Annotated in this window: 21 protein-coding genes; 8 read left to right on the top strand and 13 right to left on the bottom strand. The window is 64.8% G+C overall.

Going from position 1 to position 23,101, the window contains the following annotated elements; genetic code table 11:
- Positions 1 to 103: 103 nt before the first annotated feature.
- The gene (gene ligA, locus JQ592_RS25330) at positions 104 to 2,251 is read left to right on the top strand and encodes an NAD-dependent DNA ligase LigA (protein WP_211405498.1); all 2,148 of its coding nucleotides are present in this window, start codon (positions 104 to 106) and stop codon (positions 2,249 to 2,251) included.
- Positions 2,252 to 2,377: 126 nt separating this feature from the next.
- Here the strand turns inward: ligA and JQ592_RS25335 are convergent, their stop codons facing one another.
- From JQ592_RS25335 to JQ592_RS25345, 3 genes are all read right to left on the bottom strand, one after another.
- The gene (locus JQ592_RS25335; protein WP_211405499.1) at positions 2,378 to 3,037 is read right to left on the bottom strand and encodes a methyltransferase family protein; all 660 of its coding nucleotides are present in this window, start codon (positions 3,035 to 3,037) and stop codon (positions 2,378 to 2,380) included.
- Positions 3,038 to 3,133: 96 nt separating this feature from the next.
- The gene (locus tag JQ592_RS25340; protein WP_211405500.1) at positions 3,134 to 4,411 is read right to left on the bottom strand and encodes a multidrug effflux MFS transporter; all 1,278 of its coding nucleotides are present in this window, start codon (positions 4,409 to 4,411) and stop codon (positions 3,134 to 3,136) included.
- A 301-nt stretch (positions 4,412 to 4,712) separates the two neighbouring features.
- Positions 4,713 to 6,542: an aminopeptidase P family protein gene (locus JQ592_RS25345; protein WP_211405501.1), complete on the bottom strand. Its 1,830-nt coding sequence runs from the start codon at positions 6,540 to 6,542 to the stop codon at positions 4,713 to 4,715.
- 186 nt (positions 6,543 to 6,728) lie between these two features.
- Here JQ592_RS25345 and JQ592_RS25350 point away from each other — a divergent pair, with 186 nt between their 5' ends.
- Positions 6,729 to 6,908, top strand: coding sequence for a hypothetical protein (locus JQ592_RS25350; protein ID WP_211405502.1), 180 nt, complete (start codon positions 6,729 to 6,731; stop codon positions 6,906 to 6,908).
- A gap of 121 nt (positions 6,909 to 7,029) precedes the next feature.
- Here the strand turns inward: JQ592_RS25350 and JQ592_RS25355 are convergent, their stop codons facing one another.
- Positions 7,030 to 7,917, bottom strand: a complete 888-nt coding sequence (locus JQ592_RS25355) for a 50S ribosomal protein L11 methyltransferase (RefSeq protein WP_211405503.1) — start codon at positions 7,915 to 7,917, stop codon at positions 7,030 to 7,032.
- Positions 7,918 to 8,080: 163 nt separating this feature from the next.
- Here JQ592_RS25355 and JQ592_RS25360 point away from each other — a divergent pair, with 163 nt between their 5' ends.
- Complete coding sequence (locus JQ592_RS25360; RefSeq protein WP_092021903.1) at positions 8,081 to 8,236, top strand: Flp family type IVb pilin; 156 nt, start codon at positions 8,081 to 8,083, stop codon at positions 8,234 to 8,236.
- Positions 8,237 to 8,470: 234 nt separating this feature from the next.
- Here the strand turns inward: JQ592_RS25360 and JQ592_RS25365 are convergent, their stop codons facing one another.
- Complete coding sequence (locus tag JQ592_RS25365; RefSeq protein ID WP_211405504.1) at positions 8,471 to 8,785, bottom strand: excalibur calcium-binding domain-containing protein; 315 nt, start codon at positions 8,783 to 8,785, stop codon at positions 8,471 to 8,473.
- 163 nt (positions 8,786 to 8,948) lie between these two features.
- Positions 8,949 to 10,559 carry a phytoene desaturase family protein gene (locus JQ592_RS25370; protein WP_211405505.1) on the bottom strand — a complete coding sequence of 537 codons (1,611 nt, stop codon included), beginning with the start codon at positions 10,557 to 10,559 and terminating at the stop codon, positions 8,949 to 8,951.
- 221 nt (positions 10,560 to 10,780) lie between these two features.
- On the opposite strand from JQ592_RS25370, the gene JQ592_RS25375 reads away from it, so the two are divergent.
- Complete coding sequence (locus JQ592_RS25375; RefSeq protein WP_211405506.1) at positions 10,781 to 13,060, top strand: spermidine synthase; 2,280 nt, start codon at positions 10,781 to 10,783, stop codon at positions 13,058 to 13,060.
- A 107-nt stretch (positions 13,061 to 13,167) separates the two neighbouring features.
- On the opposite strand, the gene JQ592_RS25380 is transcribed toward JQ592_RS25375, so the two are convergent.
- Both JQ592_RS25380 and JQ592_RS25385 read right to left on the bottom strand, forming a co-directional pair.
- Positions 13,168 to 14,166, bottom strand: coding sequence for a glycerophosphodiester phosphodiesterase (locus JQ592_RS25380; protein WP_211405507.1), 999 nt, complete (start codon positions 14,164 to 14,166; stop codon positions 13,168 to 13,170).
- Between the two features lie 38 nt (positions 14,167 to 14,204).
- On the bottom strand, positions 14,205 to 14,990 hold the full coding sequence (locus JQ592_RS25385) for a L,D-transpeptidase (protein ID WP_246820658.1): 786 nt from the start codon (positions 14,988 to 14,990) through the stop codon (positions 14,205 to 14,207).
- A gap of 324 nt (positions 14,991 to 15,314) precedes the next feature.
- Between JQ592_RS25385 and JQ592_RS25390 the strand changes: the two genes are divergently transcribed.
- Positions 15,315 to 15,638 carry a hypothetical protein gene (locus JQ592_RS25390; protein ID WP_211405509.1) on the top strand — a complete coding sequence of 108 codons (324 nt, stop codon included), beginning with the start codon at positions 15,315 to 15,317 and terminating at the stop codon, positions 15,636 to 15,638.
- A 108-nt stretch (positions 15,639 to 15,746) separates the two neighbouring features.
- On the opposite strand, the gene JQ592_RS25395 is transcribed toward JQ592_RS25390, so the two are convergent.
- The gene (locus JQ592_RS25395; protein ID WP_211405510.1) at positions 15,747 to 16,508 is read right to left on the bottom strand and encodes an ABC transporter permease; all 762 of its coding nucleotides are present in this window, start codon (positions 16,506 to 16,508) and stop codon (positions 15,747 to 15,749) included.
- Positions 16,505 to 17,428, bottom strand: a complete 924-nt coding sequence (locus JQ592_RS25400) for an ABC transporter ATP-binding protein (protein WP_211405511.1) — start codon at positions 17,426 to 17,428, stop codon at positions 16,505 to 16,507. The genes JQ592_RS25395 and JQ592_RS25400 overlap by 4 nt, the downstream gene beginning before the upstream one ends.
- Before the next feature lie 288 nt (positions 17,429 to 17,716).
- On the opposite strand from JQ592_RS25400, the gene JQ592_RS25405 reads away from it, so the two are divergent.
- The gene (locus tag JQ592_RS25405) at positions 17,717 to 18,436 is read left to right on the top strand and encodes a hypothetical protein (RefSeq protein ID WP_211405512.1); all 720 of its coding nucleotides are present in this window, start codon (positions 17,717 to 17,719) and stop codon (positions 18,434 to 18,436) included.
- Between the two features lie 35 nt (positions 18,437 to 18,471).
- On the opposite strand, the gene JQ592_RS25410 is transcribed toward JQ592_RS25405, so the two are convergent.
- The gene (locus JQ592_RS25410; RefSeq protein ID WP_211405513.1) at positions 18,472 to 19,650 is read right to left on the bottom strand and encodes a cytochrome P450; all 1,179 of its coding nucleotides are present in this window, start codon (positions 19,648 to 19,650) and stop codon (positions 18,472 to 18,474) included.
- 14 nt (positions 19,651 to 19,664) lie between these two features.
- Positions 19,665 to 20,873 (bottom strand): ABC transporter substrate-binding protein, encoded by a 1,209-nt coding sequence (locus JQ592_RS25415; RefSeq protein ID WP_211405514.1) that lies wholly within the window; start codon positions 20,871 to 20,873, stop codon positions 19,665 to 19,667.
- Between the two features lie 100 nt (positions 20,874 to 20,973).
- On the opposite strand from JQ592_RS25415, the gene JQ592_RS25420 reads away from it, so the two are divergent.
- A complete protein-coding gene (locus tag JQ592_RS25420) occupies positions 20,974 to 21,453 on the top strand; it encodes a MarR family winged helix-turn-helix transcriptional regulator (RefSeq protein WP_211405515.1) in 480 nt (159 codons plus the stop codon).
- A gap of 42 nt (positions 21,454 to 21,495) precedes the next feature.
- Here JQ592_RS25420 and JQ592_RS25425 read toward each other — a convergent pair whose 3' ends face one another.
- Positions 21,496 to 22,347: an alpha/beta fold hydrolase gene (locus JQ592_RS25425; RefSeq protein ID WP_211405516.1), complete on the bottom strand. Its 852-nt coding sequence runs from the start codon at positions 22,345 to 22,347 to the stop codon at positions 21,496 to 21,498.
- Positions 22,348 to 22,489: 142 nt separating this feature from the next.
- On the opposite strand from JQ592_RS25425, the gene JQ592_RS25430 reads away from it, so the two are divergent.
- The gene (locus JQ592_RS25430; protein ID WP_211405625.1) at positions 22,490 to 23,086 is read left to right on the top strand and encodes a CGNR zinc finger domain-containing protein; all 597 of its coding nucleotides are present in this window, start codon (positions 22,490 to 22,492) and stop codon (positions 23,084 to 23,086) included.
- The last annotated feature ends 15 nt before the right edge of the window (positions 23,087 to 23,101 follow it).

The following is a 23,101-nucleotide window of genomic DNA, read 5'->3' on the forward strand; positions in this document are numbered from 1 at the left end:
CCCCGGCTCTGCAGCGCACCGCTGAAGAAGCGCTGCGCTGCGTCCGGGGCACGAGACTTTTACCGCCTTTACCCTCCCGCCCGCTCCGTCGTATCCAAGCACCATGGCAAGAGCAGCAAAATCCAAACCGCTTCGCGACGTCGCCGACCTCACCAAGGCACAGGCCAAGGTCGAGCACATGCGGTTGTCGCTCGAGATCGAGGGGCACAATGAGCGCTACTATCAGGAGGATGCGCCCACCATCACCGACGCCGAGTACGACGCTCTGCGTCAGCGCCTCGATGCGATCGAAAAACGCTTTCCTGAATTCGTCGACGCAGAGTCGCCCTCGCAGAAGGTCGGAGCCGCACCGTCCGGGCGCTTCAGGAAGGTGCGGCACTCCGTGCCCATGCTGTCGCTCGACAACGCCTTTGCGGAAGAGGACGTGCGCGACTTCGTCGGCCGCATCGTGCGTTTCCTGAAGCTCGACGACGACAAGGTCAATTTCTCCGCCGAGCCCAAGATCGACGGCCTCTCGATGTCGCTGCGCTATGAGGGCGGCGAGCTCGTCACTGCGGCGACGCGCGGCGACGGTGCGGTGGGCGAGGACGTCACTGCCAATATCCGCACCCTCGAGGACGTGCCGCAGAAGCTGAAGGGCCGCAACGTTCCCGACATCTGCGAGGTGCGCGGCGAAGTCTACATGACCAAGAAGGCCTTCCTCGCGCTCAACGAGCGGCAGAAGGCGGCGGGCGACACCATCTTCGCCAATCCGCGCAACTCGGCCGCAGGCTCGCTGCGCCAGAAGGATCCGGCCATCACCGCCTCGCGCCCCCTAGGCTTCTTCGCCTATGCCTGGGGCCAGATGAGCGCGATGCCGGAGGAGACGCAGAGCGGCATGATCGGCTGGTTCGAGCGCTGCGGCTTCAAGACCAATCCGCTGACCAAGCTGTGTCACTCGGTCGAGGAGCTGCTCGCGTTTCATCACTCGATCGAGGAGCAGCGCGCAAAACTCGACTACGACATCGACGGCGTCGTCTACAAGGTCGACCGCATCGACTGGCAGGAGCGGCTCGGCTTCGTCTCGCGCACGCCGCGCTGGGGCATCGCGCATAAATTCCCGGCCGAGCGCGCCATGACGGTGTTGCGCGACATCGAGATCCAGGTCGGCCGCACCGGCTCGTTCACGCCGGTCGGCAAGCTCGAGCCGGTCGGCGTCGGCGGCGTGATCGTGCAGAACGTCACGCTGCACAACGAGGATTACATCAAGGGCATCGGCAACAAGGGCGAGGTGCTGCGCGAGGGCCGCGATATCAGGATCGGCGACACCGTCGTGATCCAGCGCGCCGGCGACGTCATCCCGCAGGTGGTCGACGTCGTCCTCGACAAGCGGCCTCGCGGTGCCAAGGAATTTCAGTTCCCGAAGAAGTGCCCGTGCCCGCTGCATACCGATGTCACGCGCGAGGAGACCGCGACGGGCGAAGAGGGGTCGCGCGCCCGCTGCACCGGCGAATTCGCCTGCCCCTATCAGAAGATCGAGCACCTCAAGCTGTTCGTCTCGCGCCGCGCCTTCGACATCGACGGTCTTGGCGAGAAGCAGCTTCAGTATTTCTTCGACGAGGGATGGGTCAAGGAGCCCGCCGACATCTTCACGCTGGAGAAGCGCAATTCGAAGCTCAAGCTCGAGGAGATCGAGGGCTACGGCGCGACCTCGGTGCGCAACCTGTTCGGGGCCATCGAGAGCCGGCGCAAAATTGCGCTGGAGCGCTTCGTCTATGCGCTCGGCATGCGCCATGTCGGGGAGACCACGGCGCTGGCGCTGGCGCGCGGCTACGGCTCCTGGGACGCCTTCCATGACGCCTGCCTCAAGGTCGCCAAGGGCGACGAGGAGGCGATGGCAGATATGGATGCGCTCGACCAGATCGGCGACACCGTGATCAAGAGCATCGCCGATTACTTCGGCGAGAGCCACAATCGCGGCATCGTCGAGCGCCTGACCAGGGAGGTCGAGATCGTCGATGCCGAGAAGCCGAAGAGCAACTCGCCCGTCGCCGGCAAGACGGTGGTCTTCACCGGCTCGCTGGAGAAGATGACGCGGGATGAAGCCAAGGCGACCGCGGAGCGCCTAGGTGCCAAGGTGTCGGGCTCGGTGTCGAAGAAGACCGACCTCGTCGTCGCCGGCCCCGGCGCGGGCTCGAAGCTTGCGGAAGCCAACAAGCACGGCGTCAAGGTGCTGACCGAGGATGAGTGGCTGAAGCTGATCGGGGAGTGATCGTTGTTTTTTCCTTCTCCCCTTGTCCGAGTCGGGCCACCTTTGGATATGGCTTGCTTGCTTCCTCTGTGAGATGGCAACGGCCCGGTTTGGTGAGGAGCATGCTTCCCAGATGAGGTTCGGCTTTCACCAAATCCCCGGGATGAGCCGCCATCGGACGCGCGCGGCGTAATCAGAATAGCCCGCAAGCTCTGCCTGAAGAATTCGATCCTCCGTAATAGTGCGATAGAGCAGAAACGGCAGGCTGAAGATCACAACGAGCACGGCCGCGAGCCAGGACCCGAGTGCGGGTCCGCTTGCCGCTATGATCAGAATCCCGGCAGTGTATCCGGGATGGCGGACGAAGGCGTAGGGTCCCGTGGTGACGACGTACTGGCCGCGGTCGGTCTGGATGCGAATTGCAGAGGAAAAAAACCGATTCACGCGCATGGCCCATAGTGCCAGAGCGTAGCCGGCTGCGAACGTGAACAGGCAAATGCCTTGCAGCCAGCCGGGCACGTCGTCGCTCCAATGCAAACGACCACGGTCGAGCCCTGCAACGATCCAATGCATGAACAGAACGAGCGTGAAGACCCTCAACGCGAGCGGCGGCTTCTTGCCGCCCGGCCGCATACGCTCGCGCAGGAGGTCCGGATCGAGCGCCGCAAACGAAACGATCATGACAACGGCCAGGATTGCAAGATACGCCCAAAAGCCCGGGATGGCGACCGTGCCGGCCGCTGCGAACAATGCGGCGGCCGCCGCGACCACGAACAGACCTGCCGTGAGGTAAGCCGAGACTGGCATCCGCTACTTTACCATTTCAGAGGAGGCGAAGTAGTGCCACACGTCACCCCGGATTCCGGCCAGTGGCCTATGGCGCCGCGCACCGCGTGCCATGCCTCACATCATCCCCGCCTCTTCCTCCTCCGCCTGCTCGATCAGCGCCTCGCTCACCACGACCTCGCGGCGGGGGACGACGAAGATCATCGTGCAGGCGCAGAGCAGCGAGATCGCGAGGACCGCCGAGGTCAGCGGCAGGGTCGTTGTGGAATGGCCGCCGAGATAGGCGCCGAACTGCGACATCAGCGCGCCGAGGCCCTGTTGCAGAAAGCCCATCGCGCCCGACGCCGTGCCGGCGGCCTCGGGGCGGACGCTGATGGCGCCGGCCGCGGAATTTGCCATCACGATGGCGTTGCCGGCCATCACGATCATCTGGGTGCCGAACAGCCAGAGTGGGGCCGCGTTCAGTCCCGTCAAGCTCCAGAGCAGGTTCAAGATGCTGCCGCCGAGCTGCAGCGCCAGCCCGAACCAGATCAGCTTCTCCAGCGAGTGGCGCGGCGCAAAGCGCACGCAGAGCAGATTGCCGACGAGAAAGGCGAGGCTGCTGGTGGCAAACCACGCACCATATTCGACGGTGGTTCGGCCCATCTGCGTGACCACGATGTACGGACCGCCGCCGGCGAAGGTGAAGATGATCTGCGAGGCGAGCACCTGGCACAGCACGTAGCCGACGAAGGCGCGGTTCCTGATCAGGCTGCCGACATCGCCGCGAAAGCCGCTGCCGGCCGCACGGTCGCGGCGCGTCTCCGGCAGCGCGAGCGCGATGCCGATCGCGACCGCAAGAGAGCCTGCGGTGATCGCGTAGAAGATCGCGCGCCAGCCGAACGCGGTCTCGATCAGGCCGCCGGTCAGCGGCGAGAGCATCTGTGCGATCATCATGACGGCGATGACGAGGCTGATCATGGCGCCGATGCGCTCGCGCTCGTAGAGATCGCGGATAATGGCGCGGCTCACCACCATACCGGTAGCCCCGCCGAGAGCCTGGAAGAAACGCGCTGCGATCAGCTGAGGCAGGCTCTCGGCGAAGACGCAGCCGATGCTCGCCGCGACCATCAGCGCGAGCCCTGCCAGCAGCACCGGGCGCCGCCCGAACTTGTCGGACAGCGGGCCCATGATCAGTTGCGAGCAGGCGATGCCGACCATGTAAAGCGACACCGTCATCTGCGCGATCGAGATGTCGCTGCCGAAATTCGTCGCCAGCACGGGGAGCGCCGGAACCAGCATGTAGAGCGAGATCGGCGCGACGCCCGTCATGCAGACGAGCAACAGCAGCATCGCGCGCGAGCTCGCGATGTCTTTCGTTGCCGCTTCCGGCGGCCTGCTGATCATGCCGTGCATAAGTGTCCGTCTTTCGAAGTCGAATCGACTGTAGCGTGCTCACGCAAGACGGATATCGGCGTTTCGGAATGCGGCTATTCGGATTTTGGGACGGTTATGATTGCAGCGCGATGGCGACCGATTGGGCGCACATCTCGTTCCACAAGTGCAATGTCATTCCCCGCGAAAGCGGGGAATCCAGTATTCCAGAGACGGAAGTGGGATACGGAGACGCTGCGGCGTACTGGATGCCCGCCTTCGCGGGGCATGACGGCTGTGGGTGAGGGGGCAGCCTTGCGCAAATCGCGTAGCGCTATGCGCGCTACGCCTTCAGCTCCGCCGTCGCCTGATCGAGCCAGGCCCTGGTCGCCTCGTCCAGCGCCGGTCGCACCTCGGCCCGCACGCGCGCATGGTAGGCGTTGAGCCAGTCGAGCTCGTCCTTGCTCAGCATGGCGACGTCGATCAGCCGGCGGTCGATCGGCGCCAGGGTCAGCGTCTCGAAGGCGTTCATCGGCTTCTCGGCGCCCTTGATGTCGGCGGCGACGACGAGCTCGAGATTCTCGATGCGGATGCCGAAGCCGTCGGTCTTGTAGTAGCCGGGCTCGTTGGAGAGGATCATGCCGCGCTTCAGCGGCGTGATGCCGAGCTTCGAGATCCGGGCCGGCCCCTCATGCACCGAGAGATAGCTGCCGACGCCATGGCCGGTGCCGTGCTCGAAATCGACGCCGGCGGCCCAGAGATATTGCCGCGCCAGCGTGTCGAGCTGTGCGCCGGTGGTGCCGTCGGGGAAGACCGCGCGCGCGATGGCGATGTGGCCGCGCAGCACGCGGGTGAAGCGGTCGCGCATCTCGTACGTGGGTTCGCCCACCGCCATGGTGCGCGTGACGTCGGTGGTGCCGTCTTCATATTGCGCGCCGGAATCGATCAGCAGGAGATCGCCGGGCGCGATCCGCCGGTTGCTCTTGCGGGTGACGCGGTAGTGCACGATGGCGCCGTTCGGGCCGGTGCCCGAGATGGTCGGGAACGACACGTCCTTGAGCGCGCCGGTGTCGCGGCGGAATGTCTCCAGCGCCTCGACCGCGTCGATCTCGGTGAGCTTGCCGCTTGGTGCTTCGCGATCGACCCACGCCAGGAAACGCGCCAGCGCCACGGCGTCGCGCACATGGGCCGTCTTGGTGCCCTTGATCTCGGTCGCGTTCTTGACCGCCTTCAACAATGCAATCGGGTCGCTGCCGCGCACCGGCTTGCCGCCGGCGCCCGCGATCAGCCGGCTCAGCGCCTCGGCCGCAGTCGCATTGTCGAGCGCGATCGCCGCGCCGCTTTTGGCGAGCGCCATCAGCGTCGGCGCCATCGCATCGGGCTCGCGCACGTCGGCGGACTGTTCGAGATGGTCGCGCGAGAGGTTGGAGAGCTTGCGGTGGTCGATGAAGATGGTGGGGCGGCCGTCCTTCGGCACCAGCGCGTAGGACAGCGGCAGCGGCGTATGCGCGACGTCGGCGCCGCGGATGTTGAAGGTCCAGGCCACCGCATGGCTGTCCGACAGCACCAGCGCGTCGGTGCCGAGCTTGGCGATCTCGCCCCTGATCTGCGTCAGCTTCTCGGCCTCGGTGACGCCGGCATGCTGGAGGCTGTGCACGGCGACGGGGGCCAGCGGCGGCTGCGGCCGGTCCTGCCAGATCGCATCGACCGGATTGCCGTCGACGGCGACGAACTCGGCGCCGGCCTTGGCGCAGGCGGCGGACAGGCGCTCGGCTGCCGCAAAAGTGTGCAGCCAAGGATCAAATCCGAGGCGATCGCCCGCCTTCAGATGCGCCGACACCCAGCTCTCCGGCGGCGGATCGATCAGCGATTCCACCGCCCAGGCCTTGGCATCGACCTGCTTGGCCGCCTGGAGCGTGTAGCGACCGTCGACGAACAACGCGGCCTCGCGGGCCAGCACCACCGCGAAGCCCGCCGAACCGGTGAATCCGGTCAGCCAGGCCAGCCGCTCTTCCGACGGAGGCACATATTCGTTCTGCTGCTGGTCGGCGCGCGGAATGACGAAGCCGGTCAGCTTGCGGCGGGCGAGTTCTTCGCGGAGTGCGGCAAGGCGCGCAGTCAAGGCGACGCCGGCCTCGGGCTCCTCGAATGTCTGGAAGTGCGCTTCGAACATGTGGATCACTCTAGGATCATGGGCATCGGTCCGCAATCTAGACGCATTTGCATCGCATCTGGCATGGACTGTGCTTGAAAATGTTCCATTCGAATTGAGTGGAGTAAAGGATGCGGCAGTTGCGCTTCGTCCGGATAACAGGGAAATTCGAGCAAGTGGTTCATCTCAACGGCGAGGGGACACACGATGCCAGCGTTCACGTTTGAGAAGATCTCGCCGCCGGTGCGCCGCGCCCCGGCCGCAACGGCACCGAAGAAGCCGCGCGGCCTCATCAGCCAGATGATCGACCGTTTCGCCGAGCGCCGCGCGAGACGCGCCCTGCGGGGCAAGCGCGTCGTGCGCCGGGACGACAAGCCGGCGGAGTAGCGCGGCAACGGGCATGTCGTAGGGTGGGCAAAGGCGCCCTTGCGCCGTGCCCACCATCCTCCACGGTTATCGATCGTTATGGTGGGCACGCTTGCGCTTTGCCCACCCTACGGCACCTCGCTTACCCCACCTTCCTCAGCAACAAACTGCTCCACCCCTCGATCCTCAGATGCCGCACCGGCACGAGGCCGCGCGCGCGATAGGCGGCGATCACGGCGGGGGCCTGGTGCGTCAACAGGCCGGAGAGGATGACACGGGCGCCGGGCGCCAGATGCCGCGCCATCGGGCTCGCCAGCTGCCGCAGCGGGTTGGCGAGGATGTTGGCCAGCACCAGGTCGAACGGGCCGGCCTTGGCAAAATCCGGCGCGGCGAAGCCGGTGGCGCGGATCACCCGCACATGATGACCGACTTCGTTCAGGGTCGCGTTCTCGGCGGCGACCCGCACCGAGGGCGGGTCGATGTCGGAGGCCAGCACCGCGCGGTGCAGTGCTTTCGCCGCCGCGATGGCCAGCACGCCGGTTCCGGTGCCGAGGTCGAGCAAGCTCCTCGGGCGGGAACTCTTCAGGACATGGTCAAGCAGGAGTAAACAGCCGCGCGTGGTGCCGTGATGGCCGGTGCCGAAGGCGAGCGCCGCCTCGATCTCGATTTTGAGCTTGTTCGGCGCCACGCGGTCGCGGTCATGGCTGCCGTGCACGACGAAGCGCCCGGCAGGCACCGGGACCAGATCTTCCAGGCTCGCCTTGACCCAGTCCTTGGCCTCGACGGTGTCGAAGGCAAGCGTGTCGGCGATCTCATTTCCTGCTGAATTTGCAACGAGTTCGCGTAAGCCCGCCTGGTCCGGCGCCTCAGCGAAATGCAGCGTGACGTCCCATTGGCCGTCCGGCCGTTCGAACGCGGCGACCGCTGCGTCACCCTCGAAAAAAACCTCGGTGAGCACGTCGACGACACGCCTTGCGGCGGCCTCGGTGCCGATCGAGAAACTGGCGCGGTGGGTGGGGGAAGGCTGCATTCTCAGGGTTCCATCGGCTCAATTTTTGGAACTTTTGCGTGCAATTTTCCGCATAACTTGAAGCCCAGGATTAACTGGACCGAAGGTCGCACCCCGTAGATTTTCGGCTGTTGGGGCTGACCAACACAGCTTGTGATTGAAACGGAGGCACGTCTTGAAGCGCATGGTTTTGAAGTTCTGGTCCGACGAATCCGGTGCGACCGCAATCGAATACGGCCTGATCGCGGCCGGTATCGCGCTGGCGATCATCACCGTGGTGAACAGCCTGGGCAGCACGATGAACGATAAGTTCGGTTCGATTAGCAGCTCCTTGAAGTAATTTCCGCCTCCGATTTCCAGCGGGGGCCATTTTCTTCATAGATGTCCAGACGAGCGCCCGCGCGGGGAATTGCCCTCGGCGGGCGAGTTCGTTTTGGGGGCCTGGCGATGTCCACAGGCCGTCAGCCCTTTTTCAGGGCGTCATCCACCGGCTCATCCCCTCGCTGTCCCGTGGTTGTCCACCGCCTTTCCCCCATCATGCCCGGATCGGGTTCCTTGCCTGACCGGTAGTGTCTCAGTTTGAAATTCTGTGAAAGTTTTCGCAGGCAATCCCGTCGTTATCGGCATCGTGCCGCGGCCAATATCCCGGCTGACCGCGAAGAGCTGGAGCCAAGCTAACGGCGCGTGCCGCTGAGCAATCAGGGAATGCGGCGATGTGCTTGAACAGCGTCAGCGGATGCCAAGTAAACTGACACAGAATGGCCCAGCATAGGGTTGCGCCAACTAGAGCTGATATTGCAGCAACCAGCGCATAGTCAGCCCGGGGCGGCTTTGGAGGCCTCCAGCCATGAGGCTCCCATCTCCGACGCCATCGCCTCGAATCTCCCATGGTCCGCTCCCTTGCGAAGCTTACCGCCAAGCATATCGATTGCCATCCTTCACAAGACACCCGGACTGGAAAAGCGCCATCAATGCCCCGACGCCCTAAAGGCGAGAAGCGTCCCGCCTGACCACAGGCATCTCGACAGCCTGTCCACAGCCCATCCACAGACCTATCCACGGCTTCCGAACAGCGCGCGGTGGTCCCGCAGGATCACGCGCGCCGCGTTGTGGCCGGGGGCGCCGGTGACGCCGCCGCCGGGGTGGGCGCCGGAGCCGCAGTGATAGAGACCCTTCAGGGGGCCGCGATAATCGGCATGGCCGAGCATCGGCCGTGCCGAGAACAGCTGGTTCAGCGTCAGCGCGCCGTGGAAGATGTCGCCGCCGAGGAGGCCGAACTGCCGCTCGAGATCGAGCGGGGAGAGGATCTGGCGGCCGAGCACGCTCGACGCAAAACCCGGCGCGTAAGCATCCACCGTTGCGATCATGAGATCGGCGACCTCGTCGCGATGGTCGTCCCACGATTTTCCGTCGGGCAGCTCCGGCGCGACGTGCTGGCAGAACAGGCTCGCGACATGCTTGCCGGCGGGCGCGAGCGTGTCGTCGAGCGTCGAGGGGATCAGCATCTCGACGACGGGCTGTCGGCTCCAGCCCTGCGCGCGCGCGTCGAGATACGCGCGATCCATGTAGGGAAGGCTTGGCGCCAGGATGATGCCGGAGGTGAGGTGATCCCCCTCGCCTGGTAGCGCCGTGAAGGAGGGCAGGCGGTCCAGCGCTACGTTCATGCGGAAGGTGCCGGAGCCGTTCTTCCAGTGCCTGATGCGGGCGAGGAAGTCCTGCGGCAGCGCATCGGCCGCGATCAGCCGCGTATACAGCAGCTTTGGATTGACGTTGGCCGCGACATATTTCGCGCGGATCGTCTCGCCGTTCTCCAGCACCACGCCGACCGCGCGATCGCGCTCGACGATCACCTCGCGCACGCCGGCATCGGTGTCGATCGCGACGCCACGATCCCTGGCGGCGCGCGCCATCGCTTGCGTGATCGCGCCCATGCCTCCGATGGCATGGCCCCAGACGCCCTTCTTGCCGTTCACCTCGCCGAAGGCGTGATGCAGCATCACATAGGCCGAGCCTGCCGCGTAGGGGCTGGCGTAATTGCCGACGATGGCATCGAAGCCGAACAGCGCCTTGATCAGATCATGCTCGAACCGTTCGTCCAGCATCTCGCCGGCCGAGCGCGTGAACAGATCAAGCAGGCTGCGGCTCTGCTCCAGCGTCAGGCCGCGCAGGATATTGGCGCTCTGCAATGCGTTCACGGCTTCGCGGATCGCATTCGTGCCAAAACCGTCGAGCAGGTTCGGCGGCGCGCGCAGCACGAATTGCCGGAGCACGTCGGCGATCTCTTCCAGCTCGCGCGAGAAGCCGTCGAGCGCCTCCGCATCATGCTCGCTGAGCCGCGCGACTGACGCTTTGGTCCGTCCCTCGCCGATGAGGAGATAGCTGCCGTCAGGCGCGGGCAGGAAGTTCTGGGCGCGTCGTTCGACGACCCGCAGGCCCTGTTCGGCGAGCTTGAGATCACTGATCACCTGCGGATTGAGCAGGCTCACGGTGTAGGCCGCGACCGAATTGCGAAAGCCGGGGTGAAACTCCTCCGTCACCGCCGCCCCGCCGACCACCTTGCGCCGTTCGACCACACGCACGCGCAGGCCCGCCGCCGCGAGATAAGCCGCGCAGGTGAGGCCATTATGGCCAGCGCCGATGATGAGGACGTCGGTTTCGATCATGAGAGATTCGAGTTGTTCTGCCTGCTGTCATTCCGGGGCGCGCATAGCGCGAACCCGGAATCTCGAGGTTCCGGGTTCGATGCTCCGCATCGCCCCGGAACGACCCTCTAATATCAAGCATTGGTTGCTGCAACATCACGAGCCCCTTTATTGCCCGTTCAGGCGCCTTGTGCTCCATTGCGCGCGGTCCGGCGCCCGCCGGGGTTTGAGCCGGAGCTTCCATGGATTCGATCGTGCAACCCGCCGCCACGGAGCAGCCGTCGTCGTCGCGCAACCGGCTGCTGCTGACGGTCTATACCGCTGCGATCTTCGTCAGCGCGCTGCTGCTGTTCTCGGTGCAGCCGCTGTTCACGAAGATGGTGCTGCCGCGGCTCGGCGGCTCGCCGGCGGTGTGGTCGGTGGCCATGGTGTTCTTCCAGTCGCTGCTGCTGGCGGGCTATGCCTATGCGCATCTCTTGATGCAGGCGAGGAACCGGATCGTTCCGGTCGCGGTGCATCTGGTGCTGCTGGTGCTGGCCTTCGCCACGCTGCCGCTCGGCATTGCCTCCGCCTACGGCGAGCCGCCGGCCTCGGGCTACGCGTTCTGGTTGCTCGGCCTGTTCGTGGTCTCGATCGGCCTGCCGTTCTTCGCGCTGGCCGCCAACAATCCGCTGCTGCAGGCCTGGTTCGTCCGCACCGGCCACCCCGCCGGGCACGATCCCTATTTCCTCTATGCTTCCTCCAACATCGGCAGCTTCCTGGCGCTGCTGTCCTATCCCTTCCTGCTCGAGCCCATGTTCTCGCTGCACACGCAGAACCGGTTCTGGACCGCGGGCTATGGTCTGCTGATTCTCCTGATCGGCGCCTGCGGCGTGCTGCTGCTGCGATCGCCGAAGCTCACTGTGGCCGATACGCGAACCGAGGATGTCAACGCACCGGCGCCCGGCCTGCTGACGCGGCTGCGCTGGATCTTCCTCGCCGCGGTGCCGTCAGGCCTGCTCATCGCGGTGACCGCGCACATCTCGACCGACGTCGCGGCGGCGCCGCTGCTCTGGGTGCTGCCGCTATCGCTGTACCTGCTGACCTGGGTCGTGGTGTTCCAGTCGCGGCCGCTGCTGCCGCACAAATGGATGCTGATGCTCCAGCCGGTCGCGATCGCGGGCGTCGTCGTCCTTTTGGCGTTCGGCGGCGAGCAGAACCTGCTGCTGACGCTCGGCGGTCACCAATTGTGCTTCTTCGTCATCGCCATGGCCTGTCACGGCGAACTGGCGCGGACCCGGCCGGCCGCCAAATATCTCACAGGCTTCTATGTCGCGCTGTCGTTCGGCGGCATGGTCGGCGGCCTGTTTGCCGGCCTCGTCGCGCCCTTCACCTTCTCCTGGATCGCCGAGTACCCGATCCTGATCGCGCTCGCCGCGCTGTGCCGACCGTCCGCCAGCGAGCGCCTCGCCGGCATCGTCAGATGGTACTGGCTGGCGCTCGCCGCGCTCGCGGTGGCGCTCATCGCGCCGTCCACGACCACGGGCGAGCTCTCGACCTGGTTCGAGGATCACCGCGTCTGGGTCGCCGGCTCCGTCGGCGTGCTCGCCGCGCTGCTGACACTGGCGCTCAATGCCAGCCGTTGGAAGATTTTTGCCACCGTCGCGCTGGCGCTGGCGTTGATCCGGATCTATCCGGCGGACGAGGGCCGCGTCACCACCGTGCGCAGCTTCTTCGGCGTGCACAAGATCGTGGAAACGCCCGGCGGCTATTTCCACGTGCTGATGCACGGCACCACCATCCACGGCGCCGAGCGCTTCCGCAACAATGACGGCACGCCGGTGAGCGGCCGGCCCGAGCCGATCACCTACTACCACAAGGACGGCGGCATCGGTCAGGCTGTCACCGCGATCCGCGAGCGCAAGGGCGCGCCGCTCAAGGTCGCCGCGATCGGCGTTGGCTCCGGCACGCTCGCCTGCGCCGCCGCGCGGGGCGAAGACTGGACATTTTTCGAGATCGACCAGTCCATGGTGGATGCGGCGCGCGATCCGAAGAACTTCCGCTACATCTCGAGCTGCCTGCCGGACCTGAAGCCGGTGATCGGCGACGCGCGTCTCACCTTCGCCAAGGAGCCCGACGGCGCCTACGATCTCATCATCGTCGATGCCTATTCGTCCGATGCGATCCCGATCCATCTTGCGACCGAAGAGGCGATGAAGATCTACAAGGACAAGCTCGCGCCCCATGGTGCCGTGGTGATGCACGTCTCCAACCGCCATCTCGATCTCGAGACTGTCGTGGTCGGCATCGCCGACGCCAACGATCTCAAGAGCTGGGTCTTCAACGAGGATTCGGGCCGCGATTCCGACTACATCTTCTCGACCGACGTCGTCATCTCCGCGCGCGAGGAGGAAGACGTCGGCAAGCTCGCCGCCTCAAAATCGTGGGAGCAGACCGAAGCGGACGACCGGGTGCGGGTCTGGACCGACGATTACTCGAACATCCTGGGCGCGCTGTATCGGCGTTTGAGGGATGGGGAGTGATGGTCCGTAGCCCGGATGGAGCGAAAGCGTAATCCGGGAACTGCGTCCAACGCGCGAGCGGCCCCGGATTGCGCTGCGCTCCATCCGGGCTACAAGGCGACGGGACGCTAAGGCTCCACCGGCGTCCCCGCCGGCAGCGCAATTCCCTTCTCGCCGGCGACCTGCCGCAACAGGTCCGGATTGTCCGAGATGATCCCGTCGACGCCGGTCTCGATCATCCGCGCCATGTCCTCACGCTTGTTGACCGTCCAGACCACCACGCGCAGTCCGAGCGCATGGGCTTCAGTGACCAGCGCCGCGGTCACGTCGCCGAAATAGGGCGACCAGATCGCACCGCCCGCGGCCTTGATGGTTCGCGGCAGCGAGCCGCCGTGATCGGCCGGGCTGAAACCCGCGGTCCAGCTCGTGGCCTTGTCGAGCGCCACCGTCGGAGCCGAGCCGCGCTGGAGCGTCAGGTACACCGTCGGTATTTTTGGTGCCTGCTGCTGCACGAGCTGCAGGGTCCTCCAGTCGAACGACTGGATCATGACGCGATCGGAGAATTTTTCGGCCTCGATCAGCCGAAGCAACGTGGTGACGAATCCTTGCGGATCGAGGGATTCGTCCGGATGGTTGGGATCGATCTTGGTCTCGATGTTGAAACGCACATTGGTGTTGCCGGACTTGCGCACCAGCGCGAACAGCTGCTTCAGCGTGGGGATGCGTGTCCCCGGCACGGCGCGCTGCTCGGGGAATTGCTTCGCGTAAGAACTGTCTGGCCGGATCTGGCCGACGTCGTAGGTCCTGACGTCAGCGAGCGGCAGCCTGACGAAGGGCGTTCCGGGCGGTGCAATGTAGGCGCCGCGCGCATCCCGTGCGAGATCCGGATTGAGCCCGCGTTCATGCGAGATGACGACCTCGCCATCGGCGGTCACGCCGACGTCGAGCTCCAGCGTGTCCACGCCCATCGACAGCGCGTTGGCGAAGGCGGGCAGGGTGTTCTCCGGCAGCAGCGCCCGCCCGCCGCGATGCGCCTCGAGATCGAAGGCCATCGCTTCTCCTGCAATGGCTTGTCCCACGGCGAGAACCGAGAGCACGGTCAGGATTGTCGTGGCACGTGACGGCATGGCGCCTCGACCGGCGAGGGCGGCTAATGGCGGCCGCGTCAGTTCTGATAGTAATAGCCGCGCGGCTGATAATACTGGCGAGGCTGCTGCTGCTGATAATAGTAGCCCTGCTGGCCATAGCCCTGGTCGTAGGTCGGCTGCGGCAGTTGCTGATAGGCCTGCGTGCCATAGGGGCGAGTGATCGGGCGCGGTGCCGGATAGCGCGCGCCGGTGTCGCTGCCATCCGCCGGATAGATGTAGTTGTCATCCTGCGGCATGTAGCGGCGCGCGGGCTGCTGCGGCAGTGCGAGATTCACGGGATCGCCTGACGTGGCGTATTGCTCTTCGGCAGGCTGCTGCGGAGCGCGGGCCACGGCAGTGTTGGTGCGACCGCGCGGATTGCGTGCGAGTGCCACCTGAGCCGAGCCGGTCAGCGTCACCGTGGTGTTGAGCACGCCCTGCTGCTGCACCAGCGCGTAGAGTGTCGAGGCATTCTGGCGCGACAGGCGCACGCAGCCATGGGACGCCGGCGAGCCGAGCCGGCCGACCGAGTCCGTGCCGTGGATGGCGTGCCCGACCTTGGTGAAGAAGATCGCGTGCGGCATCGGCGCGTCGTCGAATTCCTTGGAGAAGTGATCCTCTTCCATGCGGAAGGCGCGGAAGGCGCCGTTCGGCGTTTCGCGCGAGGGGATTCCGGTCGACACCGGCCAGTGGTAGCGCGCGACGCCGTCGACCGCGACGGTCATCTGCTGATTGTCCTTGTCGACGGTGATCTCGACCTTGGCCTGTGCGGTGCCCGCGCTCAAAAGCATCAGGGAGGTGAAAGCGATAAAAAATGAACGCATCTGAAAACGCATTTGAGTTCTGGCCTCCGGCCTGTTCACGCTAGCGCCGCGGCTCTCCGTCCCCCGGCGTGCAATATGCCTGCAATCCGGCTTCCGTTCCAGCGGCCCGCCCGCCCATCGTTAACGCGATGCCTGATGTAAGCAAGGCCGCTTTGTGCCGCGCCGTTAGCTGCGATGCTGACATTTTCGCGAGCGGACATGCGTTCACATCGCCGACAATTCGTCACAAAGGCGCAACCATTTGGCCGCGCGGTGCGTTGATGATGGCCTGCCGATTGGCCGCTTTCGCCGTCGTTTACCCCTTTACTTCCCCTGGGACTGAAGATGAACAAAGCCCGTGTTACCGCCGCCGTCCTGCCGGCCGGCTTCCCCGTCCGCCTGCTGTTCGCAGCCGCCGCCGTTCTGCTCGCGCTGCTGGCGTTGCCTCAAGCTGGTCATGCTCAAGGCATCGTGCGCGGCGCCCAGGAAGGCTCCTATGAAGGCAACCGGATCGCCGGGCCCGTGGGAGGCGTGGTTGGTGGCGCGGTTGGCGCCGGTGTCGGCGGCGCCGTCGGTGCGGTGGAGGGCGTGCTCGGCATTCCCCACCGCCACTATCGCCACTGCCGCGGTTACTACGATGGCTATCACCGCTTTCATTGCTATCGGTGAAGACTTCCGTAGCCCGGATGGAGCGAAGCGCAATCCGGGGCCGCTGGAGCCTGACGTGACGCCGGTCCCGGATTACGCTGACGCTCCATCCGGGCTACGGCACAGCAATCAATTCTTCAGCCGGTACCCGGTGCGGAAAATCCACCAGATCACGCCGAGGCAGACCACCAGGAACGCCAGCGTCATGCCGATGCTGACGGACACGCTGACGTCGGCGATCTCGTAGAAGCTCCAGCGGAAGCCCGAGATCAGATAGACGACCGGGTTGAGCAGCGCGACCGTGCGCCAGCCCGCCGGCAGCATGTCGATGGAGTAGAAGCTGCCGCCGAGGAAGGTCAGCGGCGTCACCACCAGCATCGGGATCATCTGCAGCTTCTCGAAGCCGTCGGCCCAGATGCCGATGATGAAGCCGAACAGGCTGAACGTCACCGCCGTCAGCACCAGGAAGGCCAGCATCCAGACCGGATGATGGATGTGCAGCGGCACGAACAGCCCGGCGGTCGCCAGGATGATCAGGCCCAAAATGATCGACTTGGTCGCGGCGGCGCCGACATAGCCGAGCACGATCTCGAAATAGGAGATCGGCGCCGACAGGATCTCGTAGATCGTGCCGGTGAATTTCGGGAAGTAGATGCCGAACGAGGCGTTGGCGATGCTCTGCGTCAGCACCGAGAGCATGATCAGGCCCGGCACGATGAAGGTGCCATAGCTGACACCCTCGACCTCGCTGATGCGCGAGCCGATCGCGGCGCCGAACACCACGAAATAGAGCGAGGTCGAAACCACCGGCGAGACGATGCTTTGCAGCAGCGTGCGCCAGGTGCGCGCCATTTCGAACAGGTAGATGGCGCGGATGGCGCGGTGATTCATGACGTCCTCACGAGGTCGACGAAGATGTCCTCGAGCGACGATTGCGTCGTGTCGAGATCGTTGAAGCGGATGCCGGCGTTGCGGAGGTCGCTGAGCAGGCTGGTGATGCCGGTGCGCTCGCCCTTGGTGTCGTAGTCGTAGACCAGCGTCGCGCCGGAATCGCAGAGATCGAGCTCGTACTGGCTGAGGCTCTCCGGCAGCGACGAGATCTTGTTCTGCAAGTGCAGCGTCAGCCGCTTCTTGCCGAGCTTCTGCATCAAGGTCGTCTTGTCCTCGACCAGCACGATCTCGCCCTTGTTGATGACGCCGATGCGGTCGGCCATCTCCTCGGCTTCCTCGATGTAATGCGTGGTGAGGATGATGGTGACGCCGGACTGCTGCAGCGTGCGCACGACTTCCCACATGCCCTTGCGCAGCTCGACGTCGACGCCGGCGGTGGGCTCGTCCAGGAACAGGACCTGCGGCTCGTGCGACAGCGCCTTGGCGATCATCACGCGGCGCTTCATGCCGCCGGAGAGCGTGATGATCTTGTTGTCCTTCTTGTCCCAGAGCGAGAGGTCCTTCAGCACCTTCTCGATGTGATCAGGATTCTTCGGCTTGCCGAACAGCCCGCGGGAGAAGCTCACGGTCGCCCACACGCTCTCGAAGGCGTCGGTGTGCAATTCCTGCGGCACGAGGCCGATCAGCGAGCGCGCTTTGCGGTAGGAGGTCTGGATGTTCTCGCCGCCGACGAGGACCCGGCCCTCGCTCGGGTTGGCGATGCCGCAGATGATCGAGATCAGCGTGGTCTTGCCGGCGCCGTTCGGCCCGAGCAGCGCAAAAATCTCGCCGCGCTTGATATCGAGATTGACGTTCTTGAGCGCCTTGAAGCCGGACCCATAGGTCTTCGACAGATTGGCGACGGAGATGATGGAGGACATGATGGCCGCAAGGCTGGGGGCAAAGGCTGGGGGAGGGAGGCTGGAACCTGCCGGGAAGGGCGGGTCAGCGGAGCCCTGAGATAGGAATGCCCTTGCCCGGTCGCAATTGGCTGGAGAAAAATGGTCTCAAAACAGGCCCTTCGGTGGCAGGTTCCGGGCAAGTGTTGCGCAACCGCCACGGGTTGCTGCTAAGATTGTCGCTCACGCGGCTCTTTGTTGCGTCTGCGAGCGGGCCGTGGCTACGATTCCGGCCAATCGCGAAGCGTATTGTCCCCAGGGAAAACATCGATGAGACCGAACGGCCGTCACACCGCCGGCGCCAGCCAATTGCCCGCCCTCCGCGCGTGGGCGATCTGTCTGCTTTTGCTGTCAGCTGTTGCCATCAGCCCGTCCACCGCCAAGGCCGCGCCGACCCAAGCCGCGGCCGCGACCACGCATGTCTATCTGCTGCGCGGCGTGCTCAACATCTTCTCGCTCGGGCTCGACACGATCGGTGCCCGGCTCCAGGCGCAGGGCATCCCGGTGACCGTCGCCAATTTCGTCTCCTGGTCCTCGCTCGCCGATGAAGCCGCAACCGCCTACAGGGCCGGCCGCATCAAGACCATCATCCTGGTCGGCCATTCCTCCGGCGCGACCGCGCTGCCGGACATGATTGCCAAGCTCAACCAGCTCGGCGTGCCCGTGAAGCTCGCGATCGGCCTCGACTCCGTGTTCAAGACCAAGCTCTCGACCGGTGCCGAACGCTACATCAACATCTATATCGGCGACGGCCCCGGCGAGCCGGTGCGGGCCGCCGCAGGCCTGCGCGGCAAGCTCGACAATGTCGACGTGCGCGGCACCGGCGTCGGCCACATCTCGATCGACAAGAACGAGGCGATCCAGCGCCGCGTGATCGCCGAGATCGACGCCGCGATCATGCGCTCGCGCGCTCCGGCGGCTCCCGTTGCGGAGCCCGGCGCACCGCGGTCCGCGCGTGCCGCGGCGGCAACGGCTCCGGCGAGGAACTGAGCGCATCGCTCCGTGCCCGGGTCGTGTGATGGCGCCTAAGCGGCCGTCACACGCACCGGCATGCTCTCCAGCCCGCGCAGGGAATTGTTCAGCCTGCGTTTCGGCTCGGCCGCGAGCTCGATCGTCTTCACGCGCCTTGCGAGCTCGCTGAAGATCAATTCGCCTTCCAGACGCGCGATCATCTGGCCGACGCAGGCGTGGATGCCGGCGCCGAATCCGACATGGCCGGTCGCGACCCGCTCGACCTCGAAGCGATCGGGTCCGTCCCACCGCACGGAATCGCGATTGGCCGAGGCCATGAACAGCAGCACCTTGCGGTGGGCGGGGATCACGCCGCCGCCGATCTCGACGTCACGCGAGGTGGTGCGAAAGAACGTCTGCACCGGTGAATCGTAGCGCAGGCCTTCCTCGAAAGCATTGCGTGCCAGCTCCGGCTTGTGATGCAGCTTGCGATATTCGTCCGGATGGGTGGCGAGCGCGAGCAAGGTGTTGCCGATGCCGTTGACGGTGGTGTCGATCCCGGCAGTGAGGAACGGCCGCACCAGATGCGTCGCCTCGTGCTCGCTAATCTCGCCCTCGTCGGCCGCCTGGTAGATCATCATGCCGAGGCTGTCGGGCCGTAGCGCATCTCGTGCGCAGCATTCCATGATCCAGCTCTGCGCCGCGAGGCCTTCCTTTCGTGAAGCCGCGAGTATCCCGTTCTCCGGGCCGAAGCTGTTGAACACGAACGTGCTCCAGGCCAAAAGCTTCTCGCGGCCGTCCGGCCGGATGCCGATCGCATCCGGAAACACCTTCATCGGATAGGCTTCCGCAAGATCGGTCACGGCATCGAACGTGCCCTTGTCGATCAGCTCCGAGACCTTCTTCTCCGCCTCGCGCTGAAACGTTTCGCGCAGCTTCCTTGCGACGCCGGGCGACAGCGTGCGGCCAAGAACCCGCCGTCCCTTGTCATGGTCGGGTGGATCGATCTGCAGCGTCAGCGGTTTTGGCAGCGCCGGGTTCATGCCGTGGAGCCCGACGCCTTCGCCGCTGATGAACGTCTTCCAGTCCTTCAGCGCCGGCTCGACCTCGGCATAGCCGGCCATCGCCCACACGCCGTACCGCTCCAGTTCGAACACAGGCCCGAGCGCGCGCAGCGCCTGATAGGCAGGATAGGGGTCGATCAGGAAGTCAGGCGCAAACGGGTCGACCGGGCTGGATGCAATGCCGCTCATGGCCAGCTCCGCTTCTATGGCTTGCTAAGCGGGCACTGGCCTTCGTTCTCGGCGCGGAATGCGTCCTCGCCCTTGATGGTGGCAACGACCTTCAAGAGATCCCAGGCTGACTTCGATTCCTCCGGTGCCTTGACCTGGAGCAGGTAGAGCGGGTGGATCTTGCGTCCGTCCTTGCGGATATAGCCCTTGCCGAACAGCGGATCGTCGGTCGCAATCTCCTTCATCGCGGCGACGACAGCCTTGCCGTCCTTGGCGCTGCCGGCCTTGTCGACCGCCTTGAGGTAGTGGATGACCGAGGCATAGACGCCGGCCTGCATGTCGTTCGGATAGGCCTTCGACGGAATGCGCTCGGCGAAGCGTTTTGCGAACGCCCGCGTGCCGTCGTTGAGATCCCAGTAGAACGGGTTCATGATCTGCGCGCCCTGCGCAAACTTCAGCCCGAGCGCGGGAAGGCCGTTCATGCCCAGAATCAATCCGACCAGCTTGTGATCCCTGGTCAGCCCGAACTCGGCGGCCTGTTTCATCGAGGTGATGGTGTCGTCGCCGGCATTGGCGAAGCCGACGACGTTCGCGCCCGATGCCTGGGCCTGAAGCAGGAAGGAGGCGTAGTCGGCCGTCCCCAGCGGATGCCGCACGCTGCCGAGCACCTCGCCGCCCGACGCTTTCACGGCCTCGGCGGCCTGCTTCTCCAGATCGTGACCGAAGGCGTAGTCGGCCGTGATGAAGAACCACTTCTTGCCGCCCTGCTGAACGATCGCCTTGCCGAGGCCGCGACCGTAGGCATAGGTGTCGTAGGTCCAGTGCACGGTATTCGGCGTGCACTTCTCGCCGGTCAGCAGCACCGTGCCGGCGCCCGATCCGACGAACACCTTGTTCTTCTCTGCGCTCATGCCGGCCACCGCGAGCGCGATCGACGAGTTCGGAATGTCGAAGATCGCATCGACGCTCTCGTTCTCGTACCAGCGCCGGGCGATGCCAATTCCGATATCGGTCTTGTTCTGATGGTCGGCCGCGACGACCTCGACCGGCTTGCCGGCGGCCTTACCGCCGTAATCCTCGACCGCCATTTTGGCGGCGACGACCGAGCCGATGCCCTGATAGCTCGCGAACGGACCGGATTGGTCGTTCAGGATGCCGATCTTCACGACGTCCTGCGCGAACACCGGCGCCGTGGTCAGCATTGCCGCCAACGTGCACAATTTATGCAGGAATTTGCTGTTCATTGTGTCCCTCCCATGGGCGGTCTTGGTGCCGCTTAATAATAGTTATATTTTATAGCTATTTTTGAGAGTGTCAATTCGGCCCGCCCAGGGATTGCAAATCATGAGCTCGAAGACCCCGAAATCCGGAGCCAAATCTGCTGAGCAGCAGGAGAAAACGCTGGATCTGAGTGCGCTTCAGCGCACGCCCGGCTTCATGCTGCGCCTCGCGCAGTTGAAGTTCTTCGAGGGCTTCTACGAGGAGTTCGCGGCCTTGGGCCTGACGCCGGCGACCTATGCGATCTTCGCCGTCATTCGCGACAATCCCGGCGTGCCGCCGAGCAGCCTTGCCAGCCTGCTTCGACTGCGCCTGCCGAACCTGATCAAGATCCTGAACGAGCTCGAATCGTCCGGCTTCATCAAGCGCAACCGCTCCAAGGCGGACCGCCGTGCGGTCGAGCTCATGCTCACGGCAAAGGGTGCAAAGCTCATTGCCGAGGGGGCAAGGCTGACGGAGCCGTATAATCGGAAGATGCTGGCTCCGCTGAGCGAGGCCGAGCAGCGCACGTTGCTCGACCTCTTGAACCGGATGCTGCCGCTTTAGGCCGGCGCGCGATGTGGCAATCGACGCTCGCCACTGCTCACGTCACTTCAGGAACGCGCGAATGCTCTCCGCAATCTCCTTCGCATGCGTCTCCAGCGCAAAATGGCCGGTGTCGAAGAACTGCACGACCGCATTGGGGTTGTCGCGCTTGAACGCTTCGGCGCCGGGCGGAATGAAGAACGGATCGTTCTTGCCCCAGACCGCGAGGAACGGCGGCTTGTGCTTGCGGAAATACTCCTGGAATGACGGATAGAGTGCGACGTTGCTCTTGTAATCGCCGAACAGGTCGAGCTGCACGTCGTCCGAGCCGGGACGCGCCAGATAGAAATTGTCGAGGTTCTGTCCGTCCGGCGACACCGTCGTCGGATCGGGGACGCCATGGGTGTACTGCCAACGCGTCGCCTCCGGCGTGAGGAAGGCACGCAGCGCCTCGCGGTTGTCGGGCGAGGGATCCTGCCAATAGGCCTTGATCGGAGTCCAGCCGTTGCTGAGGCCGTCCTCATAGGCGTTGCCGTTCTGCGAGATGATCGCGGTGATCCGTTCGGGGTGACGCAGCGCGAGCCGGAAGCCGGTCGGCGCGCCGTAATCGAAGACGTAGATCGCGAAGCGATCGAAGCCGATCACTTCGGTGAAACGCTCGATCACCTGCGCGAAATTGTCGAAGGTGTAGCGGAAGCTTTCGCGCGCCGGCATGTCGGACTGACCGAAGCCGGGAAGATCGGGCGCCACGATGTGGAATTTGTCGGCGAGCAGGGGGATCAGGTCGCGGAACATGTGGCCGGCGCTGGGGAAGCCGTGTAGCAGCAGCAGCTTCGGCGCACCTCGAGAGCCGGCCTCGCGATAGAACACCTTGAAGCCATCGACGTCGGCGGTGCGGTAGGTGGTCCGGGTCATGACCGTCTCCATATGGTAACCTGTTAATAGCCTAAATACAGGTTATGATTCGCTCGCATAACTTGTCAATACGCATTTTACAGGTTACTAAAGGCGGACATGTTTCGCCGGCCAAGGACCGCTCGTGGACAGACCGCCCGCCATGTTCATCGCCGACTCGCTCGGCCTCGATTTTCTCAACTCGGTGGCGACGCCGGTCGATACGCCCGTCGATTGGCTCGACCATGGCGACGGCCTGGTCGACTGGCTGGCACAGGCCAAATTGGTGCCGGCGGAGGAGCTGGATGCGCTGAAGGCGCGCGTGAGGCCGGGTGAGCTCGACAAGGTTGCCGATCAGGCCCGCGCCTTGCGCGAGTGGTTCAGGGGCTTTGTGCTGGAGCATGCGGGCCGGCCGCTGACCGGCAAGGCGCTGCACGAGCTTGGTCCGTTGAACAGCATCCTGGAGCGCGATGCGGCGTTCCTGCAAATCGCGCCTCGTCACGGCCAGGATGGTCTTGCGCTGCATAGGAAACGGCACTGGCAATCACCGGAGTCCCTGCTGCTGCCCATCGGCGAGGCGATGGCGAAGTTCGTCTGCGAGGAAGACTTTTCCGACGTGAAGGCGTGCGAGGGCCACAATTGCACGATGCTGTTCGCCGATCACACCCGCCGGCGCGCACGGCGGTGGTGCATCATGGCAGTGTGCGGCAATCGCGCCAAGCAGGCCGCACATCGCAGCCGGCTCAAGGGCAGGCAGTGACGGGCCGGGAGCATG

Source organism: Bradyrhizobium iriomotense, assembly GCF_018129405.1.
Classification (GTDB): domain Bacteria; phylum Pseudomonadota; class Alphaproteobacteria; order Rhizobiales; family Xanthobacteraceae; genus Bradyrhizobium; species Bradyrhizobium iriomotense_B.